At 74.1% G+C, this 20,868-nt stretch carries 17 protein-coding genes; 11 read left to right on the plus strand and 6 right to left on the minus strand.

Annotated features, from left to right (window positions below; all coding sequences use genetic code 11):
* Positions 1 to 164: 164 nt before the first annotated feature.
* The 6 genes from AC07B0_RS18120 to AC07B0_RS18145 all read left to right on the plus strand — a co-directional run bounded on the left by AC07B0_RS18120 (position 165) and on the right by AC07B0_RS18145 (position 6,858).
* Complete coding sequence (locus tag AC07B0_RS18120) at positions 165 to 1,412, plus strand: prenyltransferase/squalene oxidase repeat-containing protein (protein ID WP_478898580.1); 1,248 nt, start codon at positions 165 to 167, stop codon at positions 1,410 to 1,412.
* Complete coding sequence (locus AC07B0_RS18125) at positions 1,409 to 2,113, plus strand: SCO2322 family protein (RefSeq protein ID WP_478898581.1); 705 nt, start codon at positions 1,409 to 1,411, stop codon at positions 2,111 to 2,113. The genes AC07B0_RS18120 and AC07B0_RS18125 overlap by 4 nt, the downstream gene beginning before the upstream one ends.
* The gene (locus AC07B0_RS18130) at positions 2,110 to 3,330 is read left to right on the plus strand and encodes an energy-coupling factor transporter transmembrane component T (protein ID WP_478898582.1); all 1,221 of its coding nucleotides are present in this window, start codon (positions 2,110 to 2,112) and stop codon (positions 3,328 to 3,330) included. The genes AC07B0_RS18125 and AC07B0_RS18130 overlap by 4 nt, the downstream gene beginning before the upstream one ends.
* Complete coding sequence (locus AC07B0_RS18135) at positions 3,327 to 5,249, plus strand: ABC transporter ATP-binding protein (protein WP_478898583.1); 1,923 nt, start codon at positions 3,327 to 3,329, stop codon at positions 5,247 to 5,249. Before AC07B0_RS18130 ends, AC07B0_RS18135 begins: the two co-directional genes overlap by 4 nt.
* Positions 5,246 to 6,118: an ECF transporter S component gene (locus AC07B0_RS18140; RefSeq protein ID WP_478898584.1), complete on the plus strand. Its 873-nt coding sequence runs from the start codon at positions 5,246 to 5,248 to the stop codon at positions 6,116 to 6,118. The genes AC07B0_RS18135 and AC07B0_RS18140 overlap by 4 nt, the downstream gene beginning before the upstream one ends.
* A 335-nt stretch (positions 6,119 to 6,453) precedes the next feature.
* Positions 6,454 to 6,858 carry an aggregation-promoting factor C-terminal-like domain-containing protein gene (locus AC07B0_RS18145; RefSeq protein WP_467290803.1) on the plus strand — a complete coding sequence of 135 codons (405 nt, stop codon included), beginning with the start codon at positions 6,454 to 6,456 and terminating at the stop codon, positions 6,856 to 6,858.
* A 168-nt stretch (positions 6,859 to 7,026) separates the two neighbouring features.
* Here AC07B0_RS18145 and AC07B0_RS18150 read toward each other — a convergent pair whose 3' ends face one another.
* The 3 genes from AC07B0_RS18150 to AC07B0_RS18160 form a co-directional block, all read right to left on the minus strand.
* Positions 7,027 to 7,617, minus strand: a complete 591-nt coding sequence (locus AC07B0_RS18150; protein ID WP_478864669.1) for an exonuclease — start codon at positions 7,615 to 7,617, stop codon at positions 7,027 to 7,029.
* A 19-nt stretch (positions 7,618 to 7,636) separates the two neighbouring features.
* Positions 7,637 to 7,957, minus strand: coding sequence for a hypothetical protein (locus AC07B0_RS18155; RefSeq protein ID WP_478898585.1), 321 nt, complete (start codon positions 7,955 to 7,957; stop codon positions 7,637 to 7,639).
* An 812-nt stretch (positions 7,958 to 8,769) separates the two neighbouring features.
* Positions 8,770 to 9,939: a steroid 3-ketoacyl-CoA thiolase gene (locus tag AC07B0_RS18160; RefSeq protein WP_467290797.1), complete on the minus strand. Its 1,170-nt coding sequence runs from the start codon at positions 9,937 to 9,939 to the stop codon at positions 8,770 to 8,772.
* 242 nt (positions 9,940 to 10,181) lie between these two features.
* Between AC07B0_RS18160 and AC07B0_RS18165 the strand changes: the two genes are divergently transcribed.
* A complete protein-coding gene (locus tag AC07B0_RS18165; protein WP_469385003.1) occupies positions 10,182 to 11,426 on the plus strand; it encodes a cytochrome P450 in 1,245 nt (414 codons plus the stop codon).
* 241 nt (positions 11,427 to 11,667) lie between these two features.
* Here AC07B0_RS18165 and AC07B0_RS18170 read toward each other — a convergent pair whose 3' ends face one another.
* Positions 11,668 to 13,680 carry a bifunctional glycosyltransferase 87/phosphatase PAP2 family protein gene (locus AC07B0_RS18170; RefSeq protein ID WP_478898586.1) on the minus strand — a complete coding sequence of 671 codons (2,013 nt, stop codon included), beginning with the start codon at positions 13,678 to 13,680 and terminating at the stop codon, positions 11,668 to 11,670.
* A 128-nt stretch (positions 13,681 to 13,808) separates the two neighbouring features.
* On the opposite strand from AC07B0_RS18170, the gene AC07B0_RS18175 reads away from it, so the two are divergent.
* A complete protein-coding gene (locus tag AC07B0_RS18175) occupies positions 13,809 to 14,132 on the plus strand; it encodes an antibiotic biosynthesis monooxygenase family protein (protein ID WP_356880423.1) in 324 nt (107 codons plus the stop codon).
* 247 nt (positions 14,133 to 14,379) lie between these two features.
* Here AC07B0_RS18175 and AC07B0_RS18180 read toward each other — a convergent pair whose 3' ends face one another.
* Positions 14,380 to 14,775, minus strand: a complete 396-nt coding sequence (locus AC07B0_RS18180) for a nuclear transport factor 2 family protein (protein WP_467290793.1) — start codon at positions 14,773 to 14,775, stop codon at positions 14,380 to 14,382.
* A gap of 105 nt (positions 14,776 to 14,880) precedes the next feature.
* Here AC07B0_RS18180 and AC07B0_RS18185 point away from each other — a divergent pair, with 105 nt between their 5' ends.
* A complete protein-coding gene (locus tag AC07B0_RS18185) occupies positions 14,881 to 15,474 on the plus strand; it encodes a GNAT family N-acetyltransferase (protein WP_478898587.1) in 594 nt (197 codons plus the stop codon).
* A gap of 12 nt (positions 15,475 to 15,486) precedes the next feature.
* Here the strand turns inward: AC07B0_RS18185 and AC07B0_RS18190 are convergent, their stop codons facing one another.
* Entirely contained in the window at positions 15,487 to 17,562 is a 2,076-nt protein-coding gene (locus AC07B0_RS18190) for an MDR family MFS transporter (protein ID WP_469384664.1), read from the minus strand.
* A 163-nt stretch (positions 17,563 to 17,725) separates the two neighbouring features.
* On the opposite strand from AC07B0_RS18190, the gene AC07B0_RS18195 reads away from it, so the two are divergent.
* Positions 17,726 to 18,901 carry a peptidoglycan-binding domain-containing protein gene (locus tag AC07B0_RS18195; protein WP_469384657.1) on the plus strand — a complete coding sequence of 392 codons (1,176 nt, stop codon included), beginning with the start codon at positions 17,726 to 17,728 and terminating at the stop codon, positions 18,899 to 18,901.
* Between the two features lie 134 nt (positions 18,902 to 19,035).
* Positions 19,036 to 19,722: an HAD-IA family hydrolase gene (locus tag AC07B0_RS18200; protein WP_356880431.1), complete on the plus strand. Its 687-nt coding sequence runs from the start codon at positions 19,036 to 19,038 to the stop codon at positions 19,720 to 19,722.
* Positions 19,723 to 20,868 lie beyond the last annotated feature (1,146 nt).

The raw sequence follows: 20,868 nt of genomic DNA on the forward strand, positions 1-20,868 counted from the left end.
CGTGACCGCCTTCGGGCGGGCAGCCGGAATGCCCCGTACCGGAGGTGCGCGGCTCGTGCCGCCGGGTCCTCCGGCGGTCGGCACCGTCGAGGTAAACGGAGCCGGAGCCCGGTACCCGCGCGTGCCTGCCTCCCGTTCCCCAGCACGAGAGGCACCCGCCCCCCATGAACGTCCGCCGCAGCGCCGCCGCGCTCGCCGCCTCCGCCGTGCTCTGCGTGGGCGCCGCCCCCGCAGCCCTCGCCGACACCCCGCCGCCCTCCCCCGCGGCTCCCCCGGTCGTCCCGTCGGGCCTGTTCGGCAAGGCCGACCCGACGTACGACGGGGTGTGGCGCCAGTCCATCGCGCTGATCGCGCAGAAGACGGCGGGCGCGAAGCCCGCCGCGCAGGCCGTCGACTGGCTCGTCGGCCAGCAGTGCGCGAACGGCGGCTTCGCCTCGTTCCGCGCCGACACCGCGAAGGCCTGTGACGCGACGACGACGCTCGACACCAACGCCACCGCCGTGGCCGTGCAGGCCCTGAAGTCGCTCGGCGGCCAGGACGCCACGGTCAAGAAGGCCGTGGACTGGCTGAAGTCGGTCCAGAACGAGGACGGCGGCTGGAGCTACGTGCCCGGCTCCCCCAGCGACGGCAGCTCCACCGCGCTGGTGATCAGCTCGCTCGCCGTCGCGGGCGAGAAGCCGGCCGACGTCAAGTCCAAGGCCGGCAAGTCCGCCTACGACGGGCTGCTCTCCTTCCAGCTGGGCTGCGCCACCGAGCCGGCCGCCGACCGGGGCGCCTTCGGGCACCAGCCGACCGACGGCAAGCTCGACGCGAACGCCGACGCGACGGCCGCCGCCGCGCTGGCCGGACTCGGCAAGGGCATCGTCGTCGAGCCGGCCTCCACCGACACGGCCGCCGCCGCGCTGGCCTGTCCGGCCGGTGCCGCCGACCCGGCGGGTGCCACCCAGGGCGCGGCCGGCTACCTCGCCGAGGCGCTGAAGAAGGACGGCCACCTGACGCCCTCCACCCCGGGCGCCGACCAGCCGACCGCCGACACCGGCAACACCGCCGACGCGGTGATCGCCCTGGCCGCGGCCGGGCACCGGCAGTCCGCGGCGGGCGCGCTGGAATGGCTGAAGAACAACTCCGCCGAGTGGTCGAAGGGCAACCCGGCCGCGCTCGGCACCCTGATCCTCGCCGCGCACGCGACGGGCACCGACCCGAAGGCCTTCGGCGGCACCGACCTGGTGTCGGCGCTGAACGCGACGGGCCCCGCCCCGCAGGCGGCGGAGACCGGCGCGACGAAGGTCGAGAGCGAGGACGACAAGAGCTCCGGCAGCCAGAACGTCTGGTGGATCGTCGGCGCGGGCGCCGCGGCCGGCATGGGCATCGGCATCCTGCTGAGCGGCCGCCGCAAGAAGAACCAGCTGTGAGCCGCCGCCGTCCGCCGGCGCTCGCCGGCGTGGTCCTGGGTGTCCTCGGCCTGGTCCTCACCCTGTTCGCCGCCTCCCCGGCCCTGGCGGCGAGCTACCGCTACTGGTCGTTCTGGGACGGCGCGGGCGGCCAGTGGGCCTACGCCACCCAGGGCCCGTCGACGGCCCGCCCTGCGGACGGCACGGTGCTCGGCTTCCGCTTCTCCGTGAGCAAGGACGCGGCGGCCGAGTCCGCCCGGCCCCGCGCGGCCGCCGACTTCGAAGCCGTCTGCGCGGCGACCGCCCCGGCGGCCGGCAAGAAGCGGGTGGCCCTGGTCATCGACTTCGGGCTGCCCGAGGACGCCCCCGGCGGCGAACGCCCGCCGCAGGACGGCCCGCGCACCGCCTGCGCCCAGGTGGCCCCGGCCGCCACGGCCGCGGAGGCGCTGGCGGAGGTCGCGAAGCCGCTGCGCTACAACGGCGCCGCACTGCTGTGCGGGGTCTCCGGTTACCCCCGGACGGGCTGCGGAGAGCCGATCTCCGACTCCGGGGACGGCTCCGCGGCTCCGGCGGCCTCCGGCACTCCGTCCGCGCGGCCCTCGCCGCCGGCGGCTTCCGCCGGGCAGGACTCCGGCCCCTCCGTCGGGCTGGTCGCGGGCGTCGCGGCGATCGCCGCCCTGGCCGCGGCCGGCGTCTGGCAGTCCCGCCGCCGCAGGCGATGACGGGCCGCGCGGACGCGCCCGCCCCCCACGGCCCGGCGGCCGACAGCGCACCCCCGGCCCGGCCCGGTGCCGGGGCGCGGGTGGGCTCCCCGCGCGGGGCGGCGTACAAGAGGAGCAGGCCCTGGCAGGCGCCCGAAGCCGGCCGGGGCAACGCGCTGCACGCGGGGGCCTGGTGGCTGTGGGCCCTCGGGCTCGCCACCGCCGCCTCCCGGACCACGAACCCGCTGCTGCTCGGGATGATCGTCGGCGTCGCCGGGTACGTGGTCGCCGCGCGCCGTACGGACGCGCCGTGGGCCCGCTCCTACGGGGCCTTCGTCAAGCTCGGCCTGTTCGTCATCGGTCTGCGCCTGGTCTTCTCCATGCTGCTCGGCTCCCCCATCCCCGGGTCGCACACCCTCTTCACCCTCCCCGAGGTGCCGCTGCCCGCGTGGGCGCAGGGCATCCGCTTCGGCGGCCGGGTCACCGCCGAGCAGCTGGTCTTCGCCCTCTACGACGGCGCCAAGCTGGCCACCCTGCTCATCTGCGTCGGCGCCGCCAACGCGCTCGCCAATCCGGCGCGGCTGCTGAAGTCGCTGCCCGCCGCCCTGTACGAGGCGGGTGTCGCCGTGGTCGTCGCCATGACCTTCGCGCCGAACATGGTCGCCGACGTGGTCCGGCTGCGGACCGCCCGCCGGCTGCGGGGCCGTCCCACCGGCGGGGTGAAGGCGATCCTCCAGATCGGCCTGCCGGTGCTGGAGGGTGCGCTGGAGCGGTCGGTCGCCGTCGCCGCGTCGATGGACGCACGGGGCTACGGACGCACCGCGCAGGTCCCGCCGGCCGTCCGGCACACCACCAACGTCCTGACCCTCGGCGGCCTGCTCGGCATGTGCGCGGGCACGTACGGGCTGCTCGCGGCGGAGGGCGCCGTGTACGGGCTGCCCGTGCTCGGCGTCGGCCTCGTCCTGGCGCTGGCCGGGCTGCGGCTCGGCGGCCGGCGCAGCATCCGGACGCGTTACCGGCCCGACCGGTGGGGGGCCCGGGCCTGGCTGGTCGCCGGTTCGGGGGCGGCGGTGGCGGCCCTGATCGTCCACGCGGCGTCGGTCGATCCGGAGGCCATGCGGCCGGGCGTGGTGCCGCTGGTGTGGCCGACGCTGCCGCTGTGGCCGGCCGTGTCGGTCCTGATCGGCCTGCTTCCCGCCTTCGTGGCACCCGTACCGTCCAAGGAGTCTTCCCGGTGATCCGCTTCGAGCAGGTGTCGGTGACCTACGAGGGTGCCGGGCGGCCCTGTCTGCGGGACGCCGACTTCGTCGTCCCGGAGGGCGAGCTGACGCTCGTGGTCGGTCCGTCGGGCGTCGGCAAGTCGACGCTGCTCGGTGCGGTGTCGGGGCTGGTCCCGCACTTCACCGGGGGCCGGCTGGGCGGGCGCGTCACGGTCGCGGGCCGCGACACGCGCACCCACAAGCCGCGCGAACTCGCGGACGTGGTGGGCACGGTCGGGCAGGATCCCCTCGCCCACTTCGTGACGGACGTGGTGGAGGACGAGCTCGCGTACGGGATGGAGTCCCTGGGCCTGCCGCCCGCGGTGATGCGCCGCCGGGTGGAGGAGACCCTGGACCTGCTCGGGCTGAACGAACTCCGCGACCGTCCCCTCGCCACCCTGTCCGGCGGGCAGCAGCAGCGGGTCGCGATCGGCTCCGTACTGACCCCGCACCCGAAGGTCCTCGTCCTCGACGAACCGACGTCCGCGCTGGACCCGGCCGCGGCGGAGGAGGTCCTGGCCGTCCTCCAGCGGCTGGTCCACGACCTGGGGACGACCGTGCTGATGGCGGAGCACCGGCTGGAGCGGGTGGTCCAGTACGCCGACCGCGTGCTGCTCCTGCCCTCCCCGGGCGCGGCCCCCGTCCTCGGCACCCCGGCCGAGATCATGGCCGTCTCCCCCGTCCACCCGCCGGTGGTCTCCCTGGGCCGCCTCGCCGGCTGGTCCCCCCTCCCGCTGTCCGTACGCGACGCCCGCCGCCTGTCCGCCCCTCTGCACGCCCGCCTCGCGTCCCTCCCGGTCCCGGCCGGCCCGGGGGCCGGGAACGGGGCCGGGGCCGCCCCGTCGGGTCCGGCGCCGGGCGGCGCCGCCGGTCCGGGTGCCGGCGGGCCGGCGCGGGAGACCGGCCCGGCCGCCCCGCGGGGCGCCGGCCGGGGGCGGTTGCTCGGGCGGCTGCTCGGGCGGGGCGGGGGTGCGGCTCCTTCGAGCGGGGCCGCCGCAGACGGGGGCTCCGCGTACAGGGCCGCTGCGCACGGGGCCGCTGCGTACGGGGCTGGGGACGAGCCCGCCGCGGTCGTCACCGGCCTCGGGGTCCGGCGCGGCCGCGCGGAGGTGCTGCGTGACATCACCCTGAGCGTCGCCCCCGGCGAGACCGTGGCCCTCATGGGCCGCAACGGCGCCGGCAAGTCCACCCTGCTCGCCGCCCTGGTCGGCACGCTCGCCCCCTCCTCCGGCTCGGTCACCGTCGGCGGCGCGGCCCCCCACCGCACCCCGCCGGGGGAGATGGTGCGCCGGGTCGGGCTCGTCCCGCAGGAACCCCGCGACCTCCTCTACGCCGACACCGTCGCCGCCGAGTGCGCCGCCGCCGACGGCGACGCGGGGGCCGAGCCCGGTACCTGCCGGGGCCTGGTGAGCGCCCTGCTGCCCGGCGTACCGGACGACACCCACCCCCGTGACCTGTCCGAGGGCCAGCGCCTGACCCTCGCCCTGGCCCTGGTCCTCACCGGCCGGCCCGCGCTGCTCCTGCTCGACGAACCCACCCGCGGCCTGGACTACGCCGCCAAGGCCCGGCTCATCGGGCTGCTGCGGACCCTGGCCGGGCGGGGCCACGCCATCGTGCTGGCCACCCATGACGTCGAGCTCGCCGCCGACCTGGCCCACCGGGTCGTCATCCTGGCGGGTGGCGAGACCGTCGCCGACGGCCCGACCGCCGAGGTCGTCGTCTCCTCGCCCGCCTTCGCCCCGCAGGTGGCGAAGATCCTGGCCCCCGGCCACTGGCTCACCGTGTCCCAGGTCGCGGCAGCCCTTGCGACGCCCCTGGAGACGGCGCCCCCGGACGCGGCACCCCGGGACACCGCGCCCCCGGACGCGACCGCTCCGGACGGGGAGCGCACGCCGTGAGCCGCCCCTCCTCCGCCGACCGGCCCGTCCGCGTCGGCCCCCGCGCCGCCGCGGCCCTCGTCCTCGTCACCCTCATCGGCATCGCCGCCTTCGGCTGGCCCCTGCTCGCGGACCGCCAGTCCGGCCTGGCCCACTCCCAGGACGCGCCCTGGCTCTTCGCCGCCCTGTTGCCCCTCCTGGTGGCCGTCGTCGTCGCGACCATCGCCGACCAGGGCATGGACGCCAAGGCCGTCGCCATGCTCGGCGTACTGGCCGCCGTCGGGGCGGCGCTCAGACCGCTGGGGGCCGGGACGGCCGGGCTGGAGCCCATGTTCTTCCTGATGGTGCTCAGCGGCCGGGTGCTCGGTCCCGGCTTCGGCTTCGTGCTGGGCTCCGTCACGATGTTCGCGTCCGCCCTGCTGACGGGCGGGGTCGGGCCGTGGATGCCGTTCCAGATGCTGGCCCTGGGCTGGTTCTCGCTGGGCGCCGGGCTGCTGCCCGGCCCGGCGCGGATCCGGGGACGGGCCGAGCTGGCGATGCTCGCGGCGTACGGGTTCCTCGGCTCGTTCGCGTACGGCACGATCATGAACCTCCAGGGCTGGGTGATCCTGCAGGGCATGGGCCAGGGCATCTCCTTCCACCCGGGGGATCCCGTACCGGAGAACCTCGCGCGCTTCGTCGCGTACTGCCTGGCGACCTCGGTGGGCTGGGACCTGGGCCGGGCCGCGCTGACGGTCGTACTGACCCTCACCCTGGGCGCCACGCTGCTGAAGGCGCTGCGGCGGGCCACGAGGAAGGCAGCCTTCGACCCACCCATTTCCTTCGATTCCGGGGCAATTCCGACACTTGACCGGGCCCCTCAAAGGGGTACGAGCAGTGACGTTCGGTGAGATTCGGGCATCCCGGGGGTGAGCCGCCCCATAGGACCCACGTCACATACGACCCGGGCTAGTAGCCCACGGAGGCCCCTGACCCGCCCCCTCGGACCCGCCCCCACCTGCCCGGATCCCGCCCGGGGCGGCGGGGGGCCGTGGACCCCCGGCTGCGAGGACGGGTAGTAAGTGGGCTCGTTGCCAGGCGGGTGGGGCATCGGTAGAACTGGATGAGTCGCACGGCGGCCCGGGTGCTTCACCCGCCGCCGACGAACCCCTCTCCACCGCGTGAAGGGATCACGCATGCCTCAGGCATGCCGCGACCGCCCTTGTCCCCTGTGGAAGGTTCCCCTGTGTCGAACTCCGTCATCCGCCGCATCGCCGCCTCGAAGAAGACCCTCGCGGGCACCGTCGTCGCCCTCGGCGTCGCCGGCTCGATGCTCGCCACGGTGCCCGCCCAGGCGGCCCCGACGAGCGCCAAGGCGATCGCCCAGCAGATGATCAAGGACCCGGCGCAGTTCGCGGCGTTCAACAACATCGTGTCCCGTGAGAGCGGCTGGAACCACACCGCCACGAACTCCTCCTCGGGCGCCTACGGCCTGGTCCAGGCCCTGCCGGCCTCGAAGATGTCCTCCGCCGGTTCCGACTGGAAGACCAACCCGGCCACCCAGATCAAGTGGGGCCTGGACTACATGAACTCCCGCTACGGCAGCCCCGTCGGCGCCTGGAACTTCTGGCAGACCCACCACTGGTACTAAGCCGACCCGGCTAGGCACCCCAGTGGCAGCAAAGACCACAACAGCACCACCCGCACGCGCCCCCGCACCAGCGGTGCGGCAGCGCACCGACAGACGCCCGGCCGAGGATCCTCAGCCGGGCGTTCTGCATGTGCGGATGCGGACACGACCGCGACGCTCCCCAGCGGGCTACGCGGGGCCCTCCCAGCGCATCAGGTTCTGGAAGAGCTCGCCCTGCTCGATCGCGTCGTCCAGGGCGTTGTGCGTGTGGGGACGCGAAGACAGCAGGTGACCCGGCATCGACCGCTTCGTCGCCTCCCCGATCCGCACGTCGGCCTTGGCCGCGTACAACGACTTCAGGTCCATGCAGCGGGAATGGCCGAACGGCGAACCGCCGTCCGCGAACCGCATGAAGTACCAGTACATCCACATCCAGTCGTAACCCAGCGGGTAGGCGACGAACACCGGCGTGGCGCCCAGCTCTTGCGACACGGTGGCCAGCCACGCGGCCGCACCGTTCATCGCTTCGGCCGGATCCCGCCCCTCCCGCGCCAGCAGCCCCCGGTCCAGGCCGCTGACCGCCAGGGCCTCCGGGTCGAAGGCGTCACTGATCGGCTTCAGCTCGGCGTAGAAGGTGCGCTCGGCGGGATCGACCGCCCGGAACCCGTCCCCGTCGCGGACCCCCGCCACCGCCAGACCGAAGCTCGACATCGAGAACGGCCCGGGCACCGGCCCGTCGGCCTCGACGTCGGCCGAAACGTAAAACTCCGCTTTCGCCATGCTCTCGCCCTTCCGGGTACTAGGAGGGGACCTGGGCCGTGACGGTCAGCCCCGCGTGGGCCGCCGCGTCCAGAATCTTTAGCCGCAGCGCCTCCACCTCGTCGGCGGGCAGCGGGTCGCGCGCGTAGACGAGGGAGACCAGCCAGTCGTCATCCGCGTAGCGCCACAGCGACAGTTTCACCCGGCCCTCCTCCTTGGCGCGCAGCTCCAGCCTCCCGAGCTCCTCGTCCCAGTCGTCATTGACACGACCGCGCGGAGCCAGCCCCACCTGGTCGCGGAACGCCGAAAGCCCTCCCTTGGAGAAGGCCCCCTTCAGCCGGACACTCAGCTGCCTATCCATTTACGTCGCCTCCCGGGCGGTTGATGATCCATTCGGATTCACGAAAATGCGTGGGATCGTGCCGAGCCGGATCGAGCGGCGCCGGGCCGGCGCCTCCGGGGTTACGGCGAACTCGGGGCGCAGCGCGAACCGTACGCCGGGTACTTCCCGGGCCGGCGGGCGGGCCAGGGCCGCCGGCAGCTCCGAGCCAGGGTGGAAGGGGCAGCGTGCCACGCCCGGTGGGTTGGCCCCGGTCCCGGCCGTGAGCACCGGCGCCAGGTCGCCCGGCTGTGATGGTCGCGGGCGTGGAAGGCCAAGACGAGGGCGGCGAAACCGGTGGCCGCGCAGTTCGTCGTCGGGTCCGGCCGAGGCCGACGCGTCGGGAGGCTGGCGCGGCACCCCGGTCAGCGCGTCCGAGGACATGCCCTGGAGGCAGCGCCACGCCTCGGAAGTAGGTGCCGCAGCCGTCACCTACTGCGGCCCGGCGACGTTTCCGTGCTGCCTTCTCGCGGCATGGTCGACACAGCCCGGCCCCCGTAGATCGATCTCGACGGCTCATCCTAGGGTTGATCGAGATCGGGTCCAACTGGAGGGGCGGCGCCGGGATTCGGGACATTCGACTGGACGCCGGGCCAGTGCCGGCGAGCGGCGCGGCGCTCAGCTCACCGTGCTGCACCCGCACCTGCGCGAGGGGTCCCAGGAGGTGATCGGCAGCGGCCCGGTCGGCTACATGAAGCCGGGCAGTCACCGGGAACGCGGCGCCCGGCGGCCCCGGCCCCCGTCCGCTTACGGAGGGGGGCCGGGGCCGCCGGTCAGGCGTCGGCCGACAGTCCCTAGAGGCGCTGGATGATCGTTCCCGTGGCCAGCGCGCCGCCCGCGCACATGGTGATCAGGGCGAACTCCTTGTCGCGCCGCTCCAGCTCGTGCAGCGCGGTGGTGATGAGGCGGGCTCCGGTGGCGCCGACGGGGTGGCCGAGCGCGATGCCGCCCCCGTTGACGTTGACCTTCTCCAGGTCCTGGTCGAAGACCTTGGCCCAGCTGAGGACCACGGAGGCGAAGGCCTCGTTGATCTCGACGAGGTCGATGTCCCGGAGCGACATGCCCGCCTTGCCCAGTACGGCCCGCGTGGCGTCGATCGGACCGTCGAGGTGGAAGTGCGGGTCGGACCCGACCAGCGCCTGGGCGACGATGCGGGCGCGCGGGCGCAGCTTGAGCGCCCGGGCCATCTTGCGCGAGGCCCACATGACGGCGGCGGCTCCGTCGGAGATCTGCGAGGAGTTCCCGGCGGTGTGCACGGCCGTCGGCATGACGGGCTTGAGCCGGGCCAGGCCCTCCATGCTGGTGTCGCGCAGGCCCTCGTCCCGGTCGACCAGGCGCCACATGCCCTGGCCCGCCGCCTGCTCGGCCTCGGTGGTGGGGACCTGGACGGCGAAGGTCTCGCGCTTGAAGCGTTCCTCGGCCCAGGCGGCCGCGGCCCGCTCCTGGGAGAGCACGCCCAGGGCGTCGACGTCCTCGCGGGTGAGGCCGCGGTGGCGGGCTATGCGCTCGGCGGCCTCGAACTGGTTCGGGAGGTCGACGTTCCATTCGTCGGGGAAGGGCTTGCCCGGGCCGTGCTTGGAGCCGGATCCCAGCGGGACGCGGCTCATGGCCTCGACGCCGCAGGCGATGCCGACGTCGATGACCCCGCCGGAGATCATGTTGGCGACCATGTGGTTGGCCTGTTGGGAGCTGCCGCACTGGCAGTCCACGGTGGTCGCGGCGGTCTCGTACGGGAGTCCCATGGCGAGCCAGGCGTTGCGGGCGGGGTTCATGGACTGTTCGCCGGCGTGGGTGACGGTGCCGCCGACGATCTGTTCGACGCAGTCGGGCTGGATTCCGGTCCGGGCGAGGAGTTCGCGGTAGGTCTCGCCGAGGAGGTAGGCGGGATGGAGGTTGGCCAGCGCGCCCCCGCGTTTCCCGATGGGGGTGCGTACGGCTTCGACGATGACGGGTTCCGCGGCCATGAGCTCGTCCTCTCCTGCACAGCGCCAGCGCGGCGGGCCGTCCCGGCGCCCCGCCCGAACTAGTACGCGTTCTAGTTCTCCCCCGCAGTCTTATGACCTGGACCCCCGGCACGCAAGGGTCGTGCACGCGGCTCCACGGATTCCACACGCAACAGTTGGCGTTCCGACCCTTGTCACTTGTAGAACTCGTTACTACCTTCAAGCCAACTTCTGATGGTCCGTCAGACTTTGGAGTTGCCCCGATGTCCTGTCCCGCGCTGCCCGAAGGCTTCGACGCCACCGACCCCGATCTGCTCCAAAGCCGCGTCCCCCTCCCGGAGTTCGCCCAGCTGAGGCAGACCGCGCCCGTGTGGTGGTGCCCGCAGCGGCGGGGCATCACCGGCTTCGACGACGAGGGCTACTGGGTCGTGACCCGGCACGCGGACGTCAAGTACGTCTCCACGCACCCGGAACTCTTCTCCTCCACCACCAACACCGCGATCATCCGCTTCAACGAGCACATCCCGCGCGATGCCATTGATGCCCAGCGACTGATCATGCTGAACATGGATCCGCCGGAACACACGCGCGTACGCCAGATCGTGCAGCGGGGCTTCACCCCGCGTGCCATCCGCGGCCTGGAACAGGCCCTGCGCGACCGGGCCCGGAAGATCGCCGACGAGGCCCTGGCGGCGTCGGCCGACGGCAGCTTCGACTTCGTCACGCAGGTCGCCTGCGAACTCCCCCTCCAGGCCATCGCCGAACTGATCGGCGTGCCGCAGGAGGACCGGGCGCGGATCTTCGACTGGTCGAACAAGATGATCGCCTACGACGACCCCGAGTACGCGATCACCGAAGAGGTCGGCGCGAACGCGGCCATGGAACTCATCGGCTACGCGATGAACCTGGCCGCCGCACGCAAGGAGTGTCCGGCCAAGGACATCGTCACGCAGCTGGTCGCCGCCGAGGGCCAGGGCAACCTCGGCTCCGACGAGTTCGGCTTCTTCGTCCTGCTGCTCGCGGTCGCGGGCAACGAGACCACCCGCAACGCCATCAGCCACGGCATGCACGCCTTCCTCACCCACCCCGACCAGTGGGAGCTGTACAAGGAGACCCGGCCGGCCACCGCGGCCGAGGAGATCGTGCGCTGGGCCACCCCGGTGGTGTCCTTCCAGCGCACCGCCACCCAGGACACCGAACTGGGCGGCCAGAAGATCAAGGCGGGCGACCGGGTGGGCATGTTCTACTCCTCCGCCAACCACGACCCCGAGGTCTTCACCGACCCCGGCCGCTTCGACGTCACCCGCGACCCGAACCCGCACCTCGGCTTCGGCGGCGGCGGCCCGCACTTCTGCCTCGGCAAGTCCCTGGCCATCATGGAGATCGACCTGATCTTCAACGCCCTCGCCGACGTCCTGCCCGACCTGCGCCTCACCGGCGAGGACCCGCGCCGCCTGCGCGCCGCCTGGCTCAACGGCATCAAGGAACTCCGGGTCAGCCGCGGTTGAGCACGCGCGACCGCACCGGTTCCCGGGCGGCAGGGGCCGTTCCACCCACGCCCCGGCCCCTGCCGCCCGCCGCCCGGCGTGACCGCCCGAGTGGCGCGATCGCACGGGGGGCCCGATCCTGACAGGACGCGGCGATCCACCGGAGGGGCGCCGGGGCGGTGACGCCCCGGCGCCCCTCCGGCACGTCCGGGGCCGGGACGGCCGCAGGCTCCGCCCCTCTCGCCTCCCCCCGGATCGGGGGTCAGGTACGCGCGGGGGCGCGGGCCTCTTCCCGGGCGGCGGCCGCGCGCTGCGCGGGCAGGCTCACCCGCACGCCCCGCGGCCCGGACAGGACGTGGACCAGAGCGAAGCCCGCGGCGACGACGAGCGCGCCGCCCACCGCGTCGAGGACCCAGTGGTTGGCCGTGGCGACGATCGCGCACACCGTGATCAGCGGGTGCAGCACGCCCAGCAGCTTCTGCCAGCCCTTCGGCGCGAGGACCACGATGACGATCCCGCACCACAGTGACCAGCCGAAGTGCAGCGAGGGCATCGCCGCGTACTGGTTGGAGATCGCGGTCATCGCCCCGTACGAGGGGTTCGCCAGGTCCTGCACGCCGTGCACGGTGTCGATGAAGCCGAGGCCGGGCATCAGGCGCGGCGGCGCGAGCGGGTACAGCCAGAAACCGAAGAGGGCGAGGACGGTGGCGAGGCCGAGCGAGGCGCGGGCCCAGCGGTAGTCGCCGGGCCGGCGCCAGTACAGGACGCCCAGGATGCCCAGCGGGACCACGAAGTGGAAGGAGGTGTAGTAGAAGTTGAAGAACGCCTCCAGCCAGGGCGTGTTCACCACGGCGTGGTTCACGGCGTGCTCGATGTCGATGCCGAGCGCCCGCTCGATCCCGTGGACCTCGGCGGCGTTGCCCTCGGCGAGCGGGCGGCTCGCGGGGGCGGCGGCGCGGATGTGCGAGTAGAGCGAGTAGCCGACCCGTATCAGCAGCAGTTCCAGCAGCAGGTTGGGCCGGTTCATCACCCGCCGCCAGAACGGCAGCAGCGGTACCCGCGCCCAGCGGGACGCCCCGGGACGCACGTGGACGGTGGGCACGGGCGCGCGCCAGTACGGCGAGGAACGCGGCAGGAACGGCACGGCGCAGGCGGCGGCGAGGGCCGTCAGGAGCGGCACGTTGTCCCGTACGGGGGCCAGCGCGGTCATGTTCGGCAGCAGGACCGAGCTCGGCAGGGTCATGGCGAGGACGACGGCGACCGGCCACACGCGCCGGTCGGCGGCCCGCTCGCCGACCTTGCCGGCCACCGCGAGCAGCACCCACAGCAGTTGGTGGCGCCAGCCGGCCGGGGAGACGGCGACGGCCACGCAGCCCGTGACGGCGACGGCGAGCAGCAGCTGGCCGTCGCGGGCGTAGCGGGCCGCGCGGCGCAGGCCGAACCAGGTGACGGCCGCGGCGAGGGCGAGGTAGAGGGCGATCTCGGCGGGGCCGCCGAGGCCGAGGCGCAGCAGCGCGCCGTGGAGGGACTGGTTGGCGAGGCCGTCCGGGGCTCCGCCGAGGCCGGTGCCGGCGACGTGCTCGACCCAGTACGTCCAGGAGTCGCGCGGCAGGGAGGCCCAGGACAGGGCGGTGGCGCCGGCGAAGGTGACGGCGGCGGCCTGCGCGGAGGGGCGACGGCCGGTGAGCCACAGCAGCGCGGCGAAGACCAGCAGGGGCGGCTGGAGGGCGGCGGCGAGGCCGAGGAGGAAGCCGGCGGGGCGGTCGCCGGGTACCCGGAACACGGCCAGCAGCACCAGCAGCACGGGCAGCACCGCGGTCTGCCCCGGGGAGGCGGCCTCGCGGACGGGCAGCGAGACCATCATCACCGCGACCGCCAGGGGCGCGGCGAGCAGGGCCGTGCGGCGGGGCACGGGGTCGGGTAGACCGCGCGCGGCGACGAGCCCGATCGCGGCGACGAAGAGCAGGGTCACGCAGGTCCAGGCCACCTCCAGGGAGGGGGCGGCGAAACCGGTCAGCGGCTTCAGGACGAGGCCCGCGAAGGGAGTACCGGTGAACTGGCCCGCGTCGTAGAGCGAACCGGGCAGGCTGCCGGGGAGGTGGAAGCCGCCGAGCCACTCGCCGGGCGGCACCCGCAGCACGGCAGCGGCCTGTCTGACGGCGAGTGCCCCGGCCAACACCCACAGGACCAGGCGCACCGCGCCCAGCCCGGTGCCGCCACCGCCTATGGCCCCGGCACGTCCGTTCGCACCGCCGTGCTCCGCCGCGTCAGCCACGCCCCGTCGTCCTCCCGACCTGTCGCCCCGTCGACCGCGACCCCGACTTCGCCTGGCTGCCGCGCTGCGTACCGCGTTTGACTACCTGGACGACGATATCCCCCGCGGGGATACCTAGGATGGCGTCCATGAGCATCGTGAAGATCAACGCCCTGACCGTGCCGGCCGAGCAGCGGGAGGTCCTGGAGAAGCGCTTCGCCTCCCGGGCGGGCACCGTCGAGGGCTCGGACGGCTTCGAGTGGTTCGAGCTGCTGCGTCCCGTCGAGGGCACCGACCAGTACCTCGTGTACACCCGGTGGCGCTCGGAGGAGGACTTCCAGGCGTGGATGGAGGGCCCGATGAAGGCCGCCCACCAGGGCCCCGCGGGCGGCGACCGCCCGAAGCCGGCGTCGTCCGCCTCTTCGGTCTGGTCCTTCGAGGTGGTCCAGCAGACGGGGCCTAAGCAGGCCTGACGGCGGAGGGTTGGGGGGCGGGGCGGTCGGGTGGCTCGGCCGGGGGCTCGGCTGGGGCGGCCGCCCCGCGGCCACCCCTCGGGGGTGATCTGGGCCTCCGGGCCTCCGGGACGGCTATCGCCTTTCTCCTACGACCCGCTCGGGCCGTAGGAGCCCCGCCCCCGGGTGCGCCCTGCCCGGCCGGCGCCGAATCCGGCGGGCACCGCACCCGGCACCCGGGCGGCTGGCCGGGTGGCCGGAAGCCCCGCTACCCCCAGAACGCGTCCGACTCGTCGATGTCCTCCGTGCACTGGTCGACGTCCGTGATCTTCCCGCCGACGATGGTGAAGAAGAGGCCCTCGTGGATCTCGATGCCCCGGTCGCCGCGGTCGCCCTGCGCCAAGTGGAACGCCATCACGTGCCCCCGGCCGTCCGCCAGGACCTTGTCCAGGCGGATCCGGAGGGTGCCGCGGGTTTCCTCGCCGAGCCGCCGGTAGAGGTCGAGGACCGCCTCCCGACCCTTGTGGTGCCCGGAGAGCGGGCTGCTGCCGGGTACGTGGTGGATGACGTCAGCCGTCATCAGGGTGCCCAGCGTCTCCATGTCGCCCCTGCCGAAGGCCTCGTAGCCCCGGCGGACCAGCGCACAGTCCGGATGCTCCGCCATGCCTCTCACACCCTCCATTTGTCGTATTTTCACCTTTTCTCATCATCGACCCGTGCCTGTGGATATTCCACGCGGCCGACGCGGACCCCGCTCCACAATGGCGACATGAACACCGACGCGATCATCACCAGCACCCCGACGACCTCGACGACCTCGACGACGTCGACGACGACCCCCATCACCCCCACGACCCCCGCCCCCGGCGCCTGGAGCGTCGTCCCGGAGCCCTACACCACCCCGGACGCGACCACCCTGCGGCGCGCGTACTACGCCGAGGTGGCCGGCCGCTACTGGAAGCGGTCCGTCACCGAGGCCGAGATCGACCAGGGGATGCTGGACTTCCCGGCGGACGACCTGGCCCCACCGGCGGGCCGTTTCCTGGTCGGGCGACTGGACGGGCGGCCGATGTCCTGCGGCGGCATCCGCCTCATCGACCCCGTCACCGCCGAGCTCACCCGGGTGTACGTCGACCCGCGCGCCCGCGGCACCGGCGGCGGGGCGGCCCTGCTCGGCGCGCTGGAGGAGGCGGGCCGGGCCATGGGCGCCGAGCGGGTCCGCCTCGACACCCGGTCCGACCTCGTCGAGGCCCGCGCCCTGTACGCGCGGCACGGGTACCGGGAAATACCGGCCTACAACTCCGGCCCCTACGCCGAGCACTGGTTCGAGAAGTCCCTGGTCCAGGCCGCCCCTTCCGCCTGACCGCCGCCGCCCTCAGTGCGCGGCGTGGTCTCTCCGCGCCAGCGTGTCGTACGGCTCCTCGGAGTCGGATCCGCACAGCTCCCGGTTGATCTCCTCGACCAGTTTGACCAGGTCGGTGGGGCGTTCCGGCCCCCACCAGTCGCCGAGCAGCTCGGCCAGGGATTCCTGGCGGGCATCGGAGAGACGGCGCGCGGCCACCCGCCCCCGGTCCGTGAGGACCAGCGCGATCCCGTCGCGGGAGGCGAGCCCCCGTTCCTCGACCTGCCGGGCGGCGTCCGTGATGGCCCTGAGCGGGACGATGGTGCGTTCCGCGAGCACCGCCGGTTCGGCGGAGCCGTACTTGTTGATCCGCAGCAGCAGCCAGCTCGCGGCGGGGAGCAGGTCGTACCCGGCCTTCTCGGTGATCTTCTCGTAGACGTGCCGCCGGCCCTCGCGGGTGCCCAGCACGGACAGCGCGCGGGCGACCTCCTCGTGGGAGGAGCGCTGGACGGGGTTGGAGGCGAGCGTTTCCGTCACGTCGGGCGCGGTGACGGACGCGCGGAGCTTGTCCTCCTTGAGGAACCAGGCGATCACGAAGGCGATCAGCACCACGGGCACCGCGTAGAGGAAGACGTCGGTGATGGAGTTGGAGTAGGCGTCGAGCACTCGGGTCCGCACCTCGGCGGGCAGTTGGGCGACGGCCCGCGGATCGGCCTCCAGCTGGGCGACGTCCACGCCCGGTGGCAGCGCGACGCCGGCCAGGGCGGCGGAGAGCTGGTCGCCGAGCCGGTTGGTGAAGACCGTGCCGAAGATGGCGACGCCGAAGGAGGCGCCGATGGAACGGAAGAAGGTGGCGCCGGAGGTGGCGACGCCGAGGTCGGCGTAGCTGACCGAGTTCTGTACGACGAGGACGAGTACCTGCATGACGAGACCGAGGCCCACGCCGAAGACGAAGAAGTAGACGCTCATCTCCCAGTCGGAGCTGTCGCGGTGCAGCTGGTGCAGGAGCAGCAGGCCCACGGCGGTGACGCCGGTGCCCAGGATGGGGAAGACCTTCCACCGTCCCGTGCGGCTGACGATCTGCCCGGATGCGGTGGAGGCGATCAGCAGGCCGAGCACCATCGGCAGCATGTGCACGCCCGACATGGTGGGTGAGACGCCCCGCACCACCTGGAGGAAGGTCGGCAGGTAGACCATCGCGCCGAACATCGCGAAGCCGATGACGAAGCTGATCACCGAGCAGAGCGTGAAGGTGCGGACGCGGAACAGGCCAAGCGGCAGGACAGGTTCGGCGGCCCGCCGCTCGACGGCCACGAAGACGGCCAGGAGCACGGCGCCGAGGACGGCGAGCCCGATGATCCGGGCCGAACCCCAGCCCCAGGTACCGCCGAGGGAGGCCACGAGCACGAGGCAGGTGGCGACGCAGGCGATGAGGAAGGTGCCCAGGTAGTCGATGGTGTGGCGGGAGGAGCGGGCCGGGATGCGCAGCGCCGTGGCGATGACGACGAGTGCGACGAGACCGATGGGGATGTTGATGTAGAAGACCCAGCGCCAGGAGAGGTGGTCCACGAACAGACCGCCCAGCAGCGGCCCGAGCACGCTGGTCGCACCGAACACCGCACCGAACAGGCCCTGGTACTTGCCGCGCTCGCGCGGCGGGACGATGTCGCCGACGATCGCCATGGACAGGACCATCAGCCCGCCGCCGCCCAGTCCCTGGAGGGCACGGAAGCCGATGAGCTGCGGCATGTCCTGGGCGAGGCCGCAGAGGGCCGATCCCAGCAGGAAGATCACGATGGCGTACTGGAAGAGCTTCTTGCGTCCGTACTGGTCACCGAGCTTGCCCCACAGCGGCGTCGCCGCCGTCGAGGCCAGCATGTAGGCGGTGACCACCCAGGACAGGTGGTCCATGCCGCCGAGTTCGCTGACGATCGTGGGGAGCGCGGTGGAGACGATGGTCTGGTCGAGGCTGGAGATCAGCAGGCCCAGCAGCAGGGCCCCGATCGAGACGAGCACCTCGCGGGAGGGGCGCTCGGTGCCGGGACCGGGGTCCACGGCCGGCGTGGTCACTTCCTGAGCCATCGGCTCCTCCTCGGGCCGGATCAACATCTCCATCCTGAGCGGTCTGTCCGGTTATGGCCTGTCGGACGGGTTGGGTGTGGCCTGAGGGGTCTGCATAATCGCAGGCATTGGCCAGGGAGGGGTACCAGTGAGCGCTGAGCGCTGTCCAGAATGCGGCGCTGCGGGCGTCGAGTGCAGATGCACGCCGGGGGTGGGGTTCAACCCGCTGCGCATCCGCCCCTACGTGGCCCTGCCGGACCAGGGGCAGGCGGAGCCGGGCCCGACGCCGCCGCAGCCGGTCCTGGGCGCGGTCGCCCAGCCCTCCGACACCCCGGACCGGCCCCCGTTCCCGGCGGCCCCGACCCCGCCGGGTGCCCCCCGGGCACAGGGGCCGACCCCGCCGCGCCCGGCGCCGGGTCAGGAGCCGGGTCAGGAGCCGGTACCCGCCGACCTGCCCGCCGACCCGTCGCACGTCCCGCACACCCCGGCACCGGTCCCGCGGGCGGCGAACCCGGGCCCAGCCGCCGGTCAGGGGGCCGTCCCGCCACTGCGGCCCGGGCAGGGCACGGCGCACGCGTCCGGGCAGCCGGAGGCGGCTCCGGACCCGGCTGCGGGCCCGGGCCCGCATGCCGATGAAGCCGCGACGACCCTGCTTCCGCCGGTGCCGCCCGCCGGCCCGGCGGAGCCGAACACCCCCGCATACGGGATACCGGTACTGGCGTGGCCGGACCAGACGGTGCAGCTGCGCGCCGTTCCCCCGCAGCCCCCGCGAACCGCGGGCGCCGTCGACCGGGGTCCCGCCAAGCGGTCCCGGCGACTGGTCCCCGTCCTGGCCGGAGCAGGTGCGCTGGTAGCCGCCGGTGCGGTGGCCGTGGCGCTGGGCTTCACGGGCTCCGGGACGGGCGACGCGGCCCTGAAGGACCCGAAACCATCGGCGTACGCGGCCAGCGTGGCCCCCGTCGGCCCGTCCGGCCCCTCGGAGGAGGCGACCGGTCCGACGGCGAGCCCGTCCGCGTCGGCCTCGCGCTCCGCATCGCCCAGCGCGTCCCGCTCCGCGTCCGCGTCCCCCTCCCCCAGCGCGTCACGTTCGTCGGCAGCGCCCACCACCACGCCGTCCGCCGGCCCCAGCCGTTCGGCCAGCCCCAAGCCGCCGCCCCCTCCGCCGCCGCCCGCCCAGGCCCCGACCCTGCGGCACGGGGACTCCGGCGCCGAGGTGGAGAAGCTCCAACGGCTGCTCGCGGAGCAGGGTCTGTACCGCGGCAGGTTCGACGGCAAGTTCGGCCGTTCGGTCCGCAGCGCCGTCGAGGACTTCCAGTTGGAGTACGGCGTCTACGAGGACCCGTGGGGCGTGTACGGTCCGGCGACCCGGCGCGCTTTGGAGGGATAAGTCACGTCCCTCGCGGTGGCGGGCACCGCCCCCCGTTTTGTATCGTGTGGGAACAAAGTGGTTCCGTCCTCAATCCCTGACCGGTGGACGGAACCACTTGTTCTCTTTCTCCCGCCCCGTCTGGAGTCCCACCGATGCCGGCCAGCACCACCACCGCCCCCGTCGTCCTCACCGCCAAGGCCCTGCTGCTGGACATGGACGGCACCATCGTCAACTCCGACGCGGTGGTCGAACGCTGCTGGCGCGACTGGGCGGTGTCGCACGGGCTGGACCCGCACGAGGCGCTGAAGGTGGTCCACGGCCGCCAGGGCTACGCCACCATGGCGATCCTGCTGCCCGACCGCCCGGTGGAGCTGAACCACGCCGAGAACGCGGTGATGCTCGCCCGGGAGACCGCCGACACGGACGGCGTGGTCCCCGTCGGGGGCGCCCCGGAGTTCATGGCGGCGATCGGCGCCCTGCCGCACGCCCTGGTCACATCGGCCGACGCAGCCCTCGCCACGGCGCGGATGACGGCGGCCGCACTGCCGATGCCGCGCGTGCGGGTCACCGCCGAGTCCGTCTCGGCGAGCAAGCCGGACCCCGAGGGCTTCCTCAAGGGCGCCGCCGAACTGGGCGTGGACCCGGCCGACTGCCTCGTCTTCGAGGACTCCGGCGCGGGAATCGCCGCGGGCCTCGCCGCCGGCATGCGCGTGATCGGCATCGGCCCCCGCGCCGCCGCCCACGGCCCGACGGCCCACGTAGCCGACCTCACCTCGGTCCACGTCGACACCACCCCCGACGGCACGATCCACCTCACCCTCACCCCACCCTCCGCCTAACCACAGCCTCCCGCCCCCACCCCGACGGCCCCCCGCACCCAACCACCCCTCCGCCGGCAAGGCCCGCCGGTCCGCAGAACGGCGCCCCGCCGACCCGCGTGGACCCGCGCCCACCTCCGCCCCAGGCTCTCCGCCACACCTCGCCAGCCGCCGGCCAGGCACACCCGCACCCCCGGCGGGCCCGTCCCCTCGACCACACCCGCCCACCCACGGGCCGCCCACCCGCACCCACCGGCCCCTCCACCGGCACGACCCCGCCGCTCCGCAGAACGACGCCCCAGCGCCCCCGCGTGAGCGAGCCCCGCCCATCCCCCGGCCGAGCACACCCGCACCCCCGGCGAGCGCCCAGCCCCCTCCGCCGCGCCCGACCACCCAGGGACCAGCCCAGCCGCCCCCTCCACCGGCACGGCCCCGCCGGTCCGCAGAACGGTCCCCCCGCCGACCCCGCGTCAGCGAGCCCCCGCCTCTGCCCCCAGGCCCTCCCCCACACCCCGACGGTCGCCGGCCAGGTACACCCGCACCCCCGTCGGCTCCGCCCCCTCCGCCCCACCCAACCACCCACGGACCAGCCCAGCCGCCCCCTCCACTGGCACGGCCCCGCCGGTCCACAGAACGGTTCCCCCGCCGACCCCGCGTCAGCAAGCCCCGGCCTCCGCCCTCAGGCCCTCCCCCACACCCCGACGGTCGCCGGCGAGGTACACCCGCACCCCCGGCGGCCCCGCCCCCTCCGCCCCGCCCAACCACCCACGGACCAGCCCAGCCGCACTCAGCCCCCCCCCGGTTGGCAAGGCCCGCCGCTCCGTAGAAACGGTGCCCGCCGACCCCTCGTGAGCTCGCGCCCTCCTCCGCCCCAGGCCCTCCCCAACACCCCGCCCAGCTACCGGCCCAGCAGTCCGCCGACCGTCCCGACGGTCCGCAGAACGGTGCCCCCACCACCCCAGCGCGCGAGCCGCCCCTCCCACCGCCACCCCGGGCGCCTCCACCACACCCGCCCACCGCCGGCAGGGCACACCCGCACCCAGCCACGACCTCCGTCGGCACTCCCCCCACGAGCCGCGATACGGCGTCCGCGCCGCCCCAGCAGGCGCCCCGCCACCCCGAGGCCTCCACCACACCCCACCCAGCTACCGGCCGAGCAGTCCACCG

The sequence above is a fragment of the Streptomyces sp. NPDC044704 genome (genome assembly GCF_056433525.1).

Bases quoted from the DNA above. Each gene is read 5' to 3' on its own strand.
- AC07B0_RS18200 (WP_356880431.1), top strand. From the start codon at position 19,036: ATGCCGGCCAGCACCACCACCGCCCCCGTCGTCCTCACCGCCAAGGCC.
- AC07B0_RS18190 (WP_469384664.1), bottom strand. From the start codon at position 17,562: ATGTTGATCCGGCCCGAGGAGGAGCCGATGGCTCAGGAAGTGACCACG.
- AC07B0_RS18175 (WP_356880423.1), top strand. From the start codon at position 13,809: ATGAGCATCGTGAAGATCAACGCCCTGACCGTGCCGGCCGAGCAGCGG.
- AC07B0_RS18150 (WP_478864669.1), bottom strand. From the start codon at position 7,617: ATGGCGAAAGCGGAGTTTTACGTTTCGGCCGACGTCGAGGCCGACGGG.
- AC07B0_RS18185 (WP_478898587.1), top strand. From the start codon at position 14,881: ATGAACACCGACGCGATCATCACCAGCACCCCGACGACCTCGACGACC.
- AC07B0_RS18165 (WP_469385003.1), top strand. From the start codon at position 10,182: ATGTCCTGTCCCGCGCTGCCCGAAGGCTTCGACGCCACCGACCCCGAT.
- AC07B0_RS18120 (WP_478898580.1), top strand. From the start codon at position 165: ATGAACGTCCGCCGCAGCGCCGCCGCGCTCGCCGCCTCCGCCGTGCTC.
- AC07B0_RS18130 (WP_478898582.1), top strand. From the start codon at position 2,110: ATGACGGGCCGCGCGGACGCGCCCGCCCCCCACGGCCCGGCGGCCGAC.
- AC07B0_RS18180 (WP_467290793.1), bottom strand. From the start codon at position 14,775: ATGGCGGAGCATCCGGACTGTGCGCTGGTCCGCCGGGGCTACGAGGCC.
- AC07B0_RS18160 (WP_467290797.1), bottom strand. From the start codon at position 9,939: ATGGCCGCGGAACCCGTCATCGTCGAAGCCGTACGCACCCCCATCGGG.
- AC07B0_RS18155 (WP_478898585.1), bottom strand. From the start codon at position 7,957: ATGGATAGGCAGCTGAGTGTCCGGCTGAAGGGGGCCTTCTCCAAGGGA.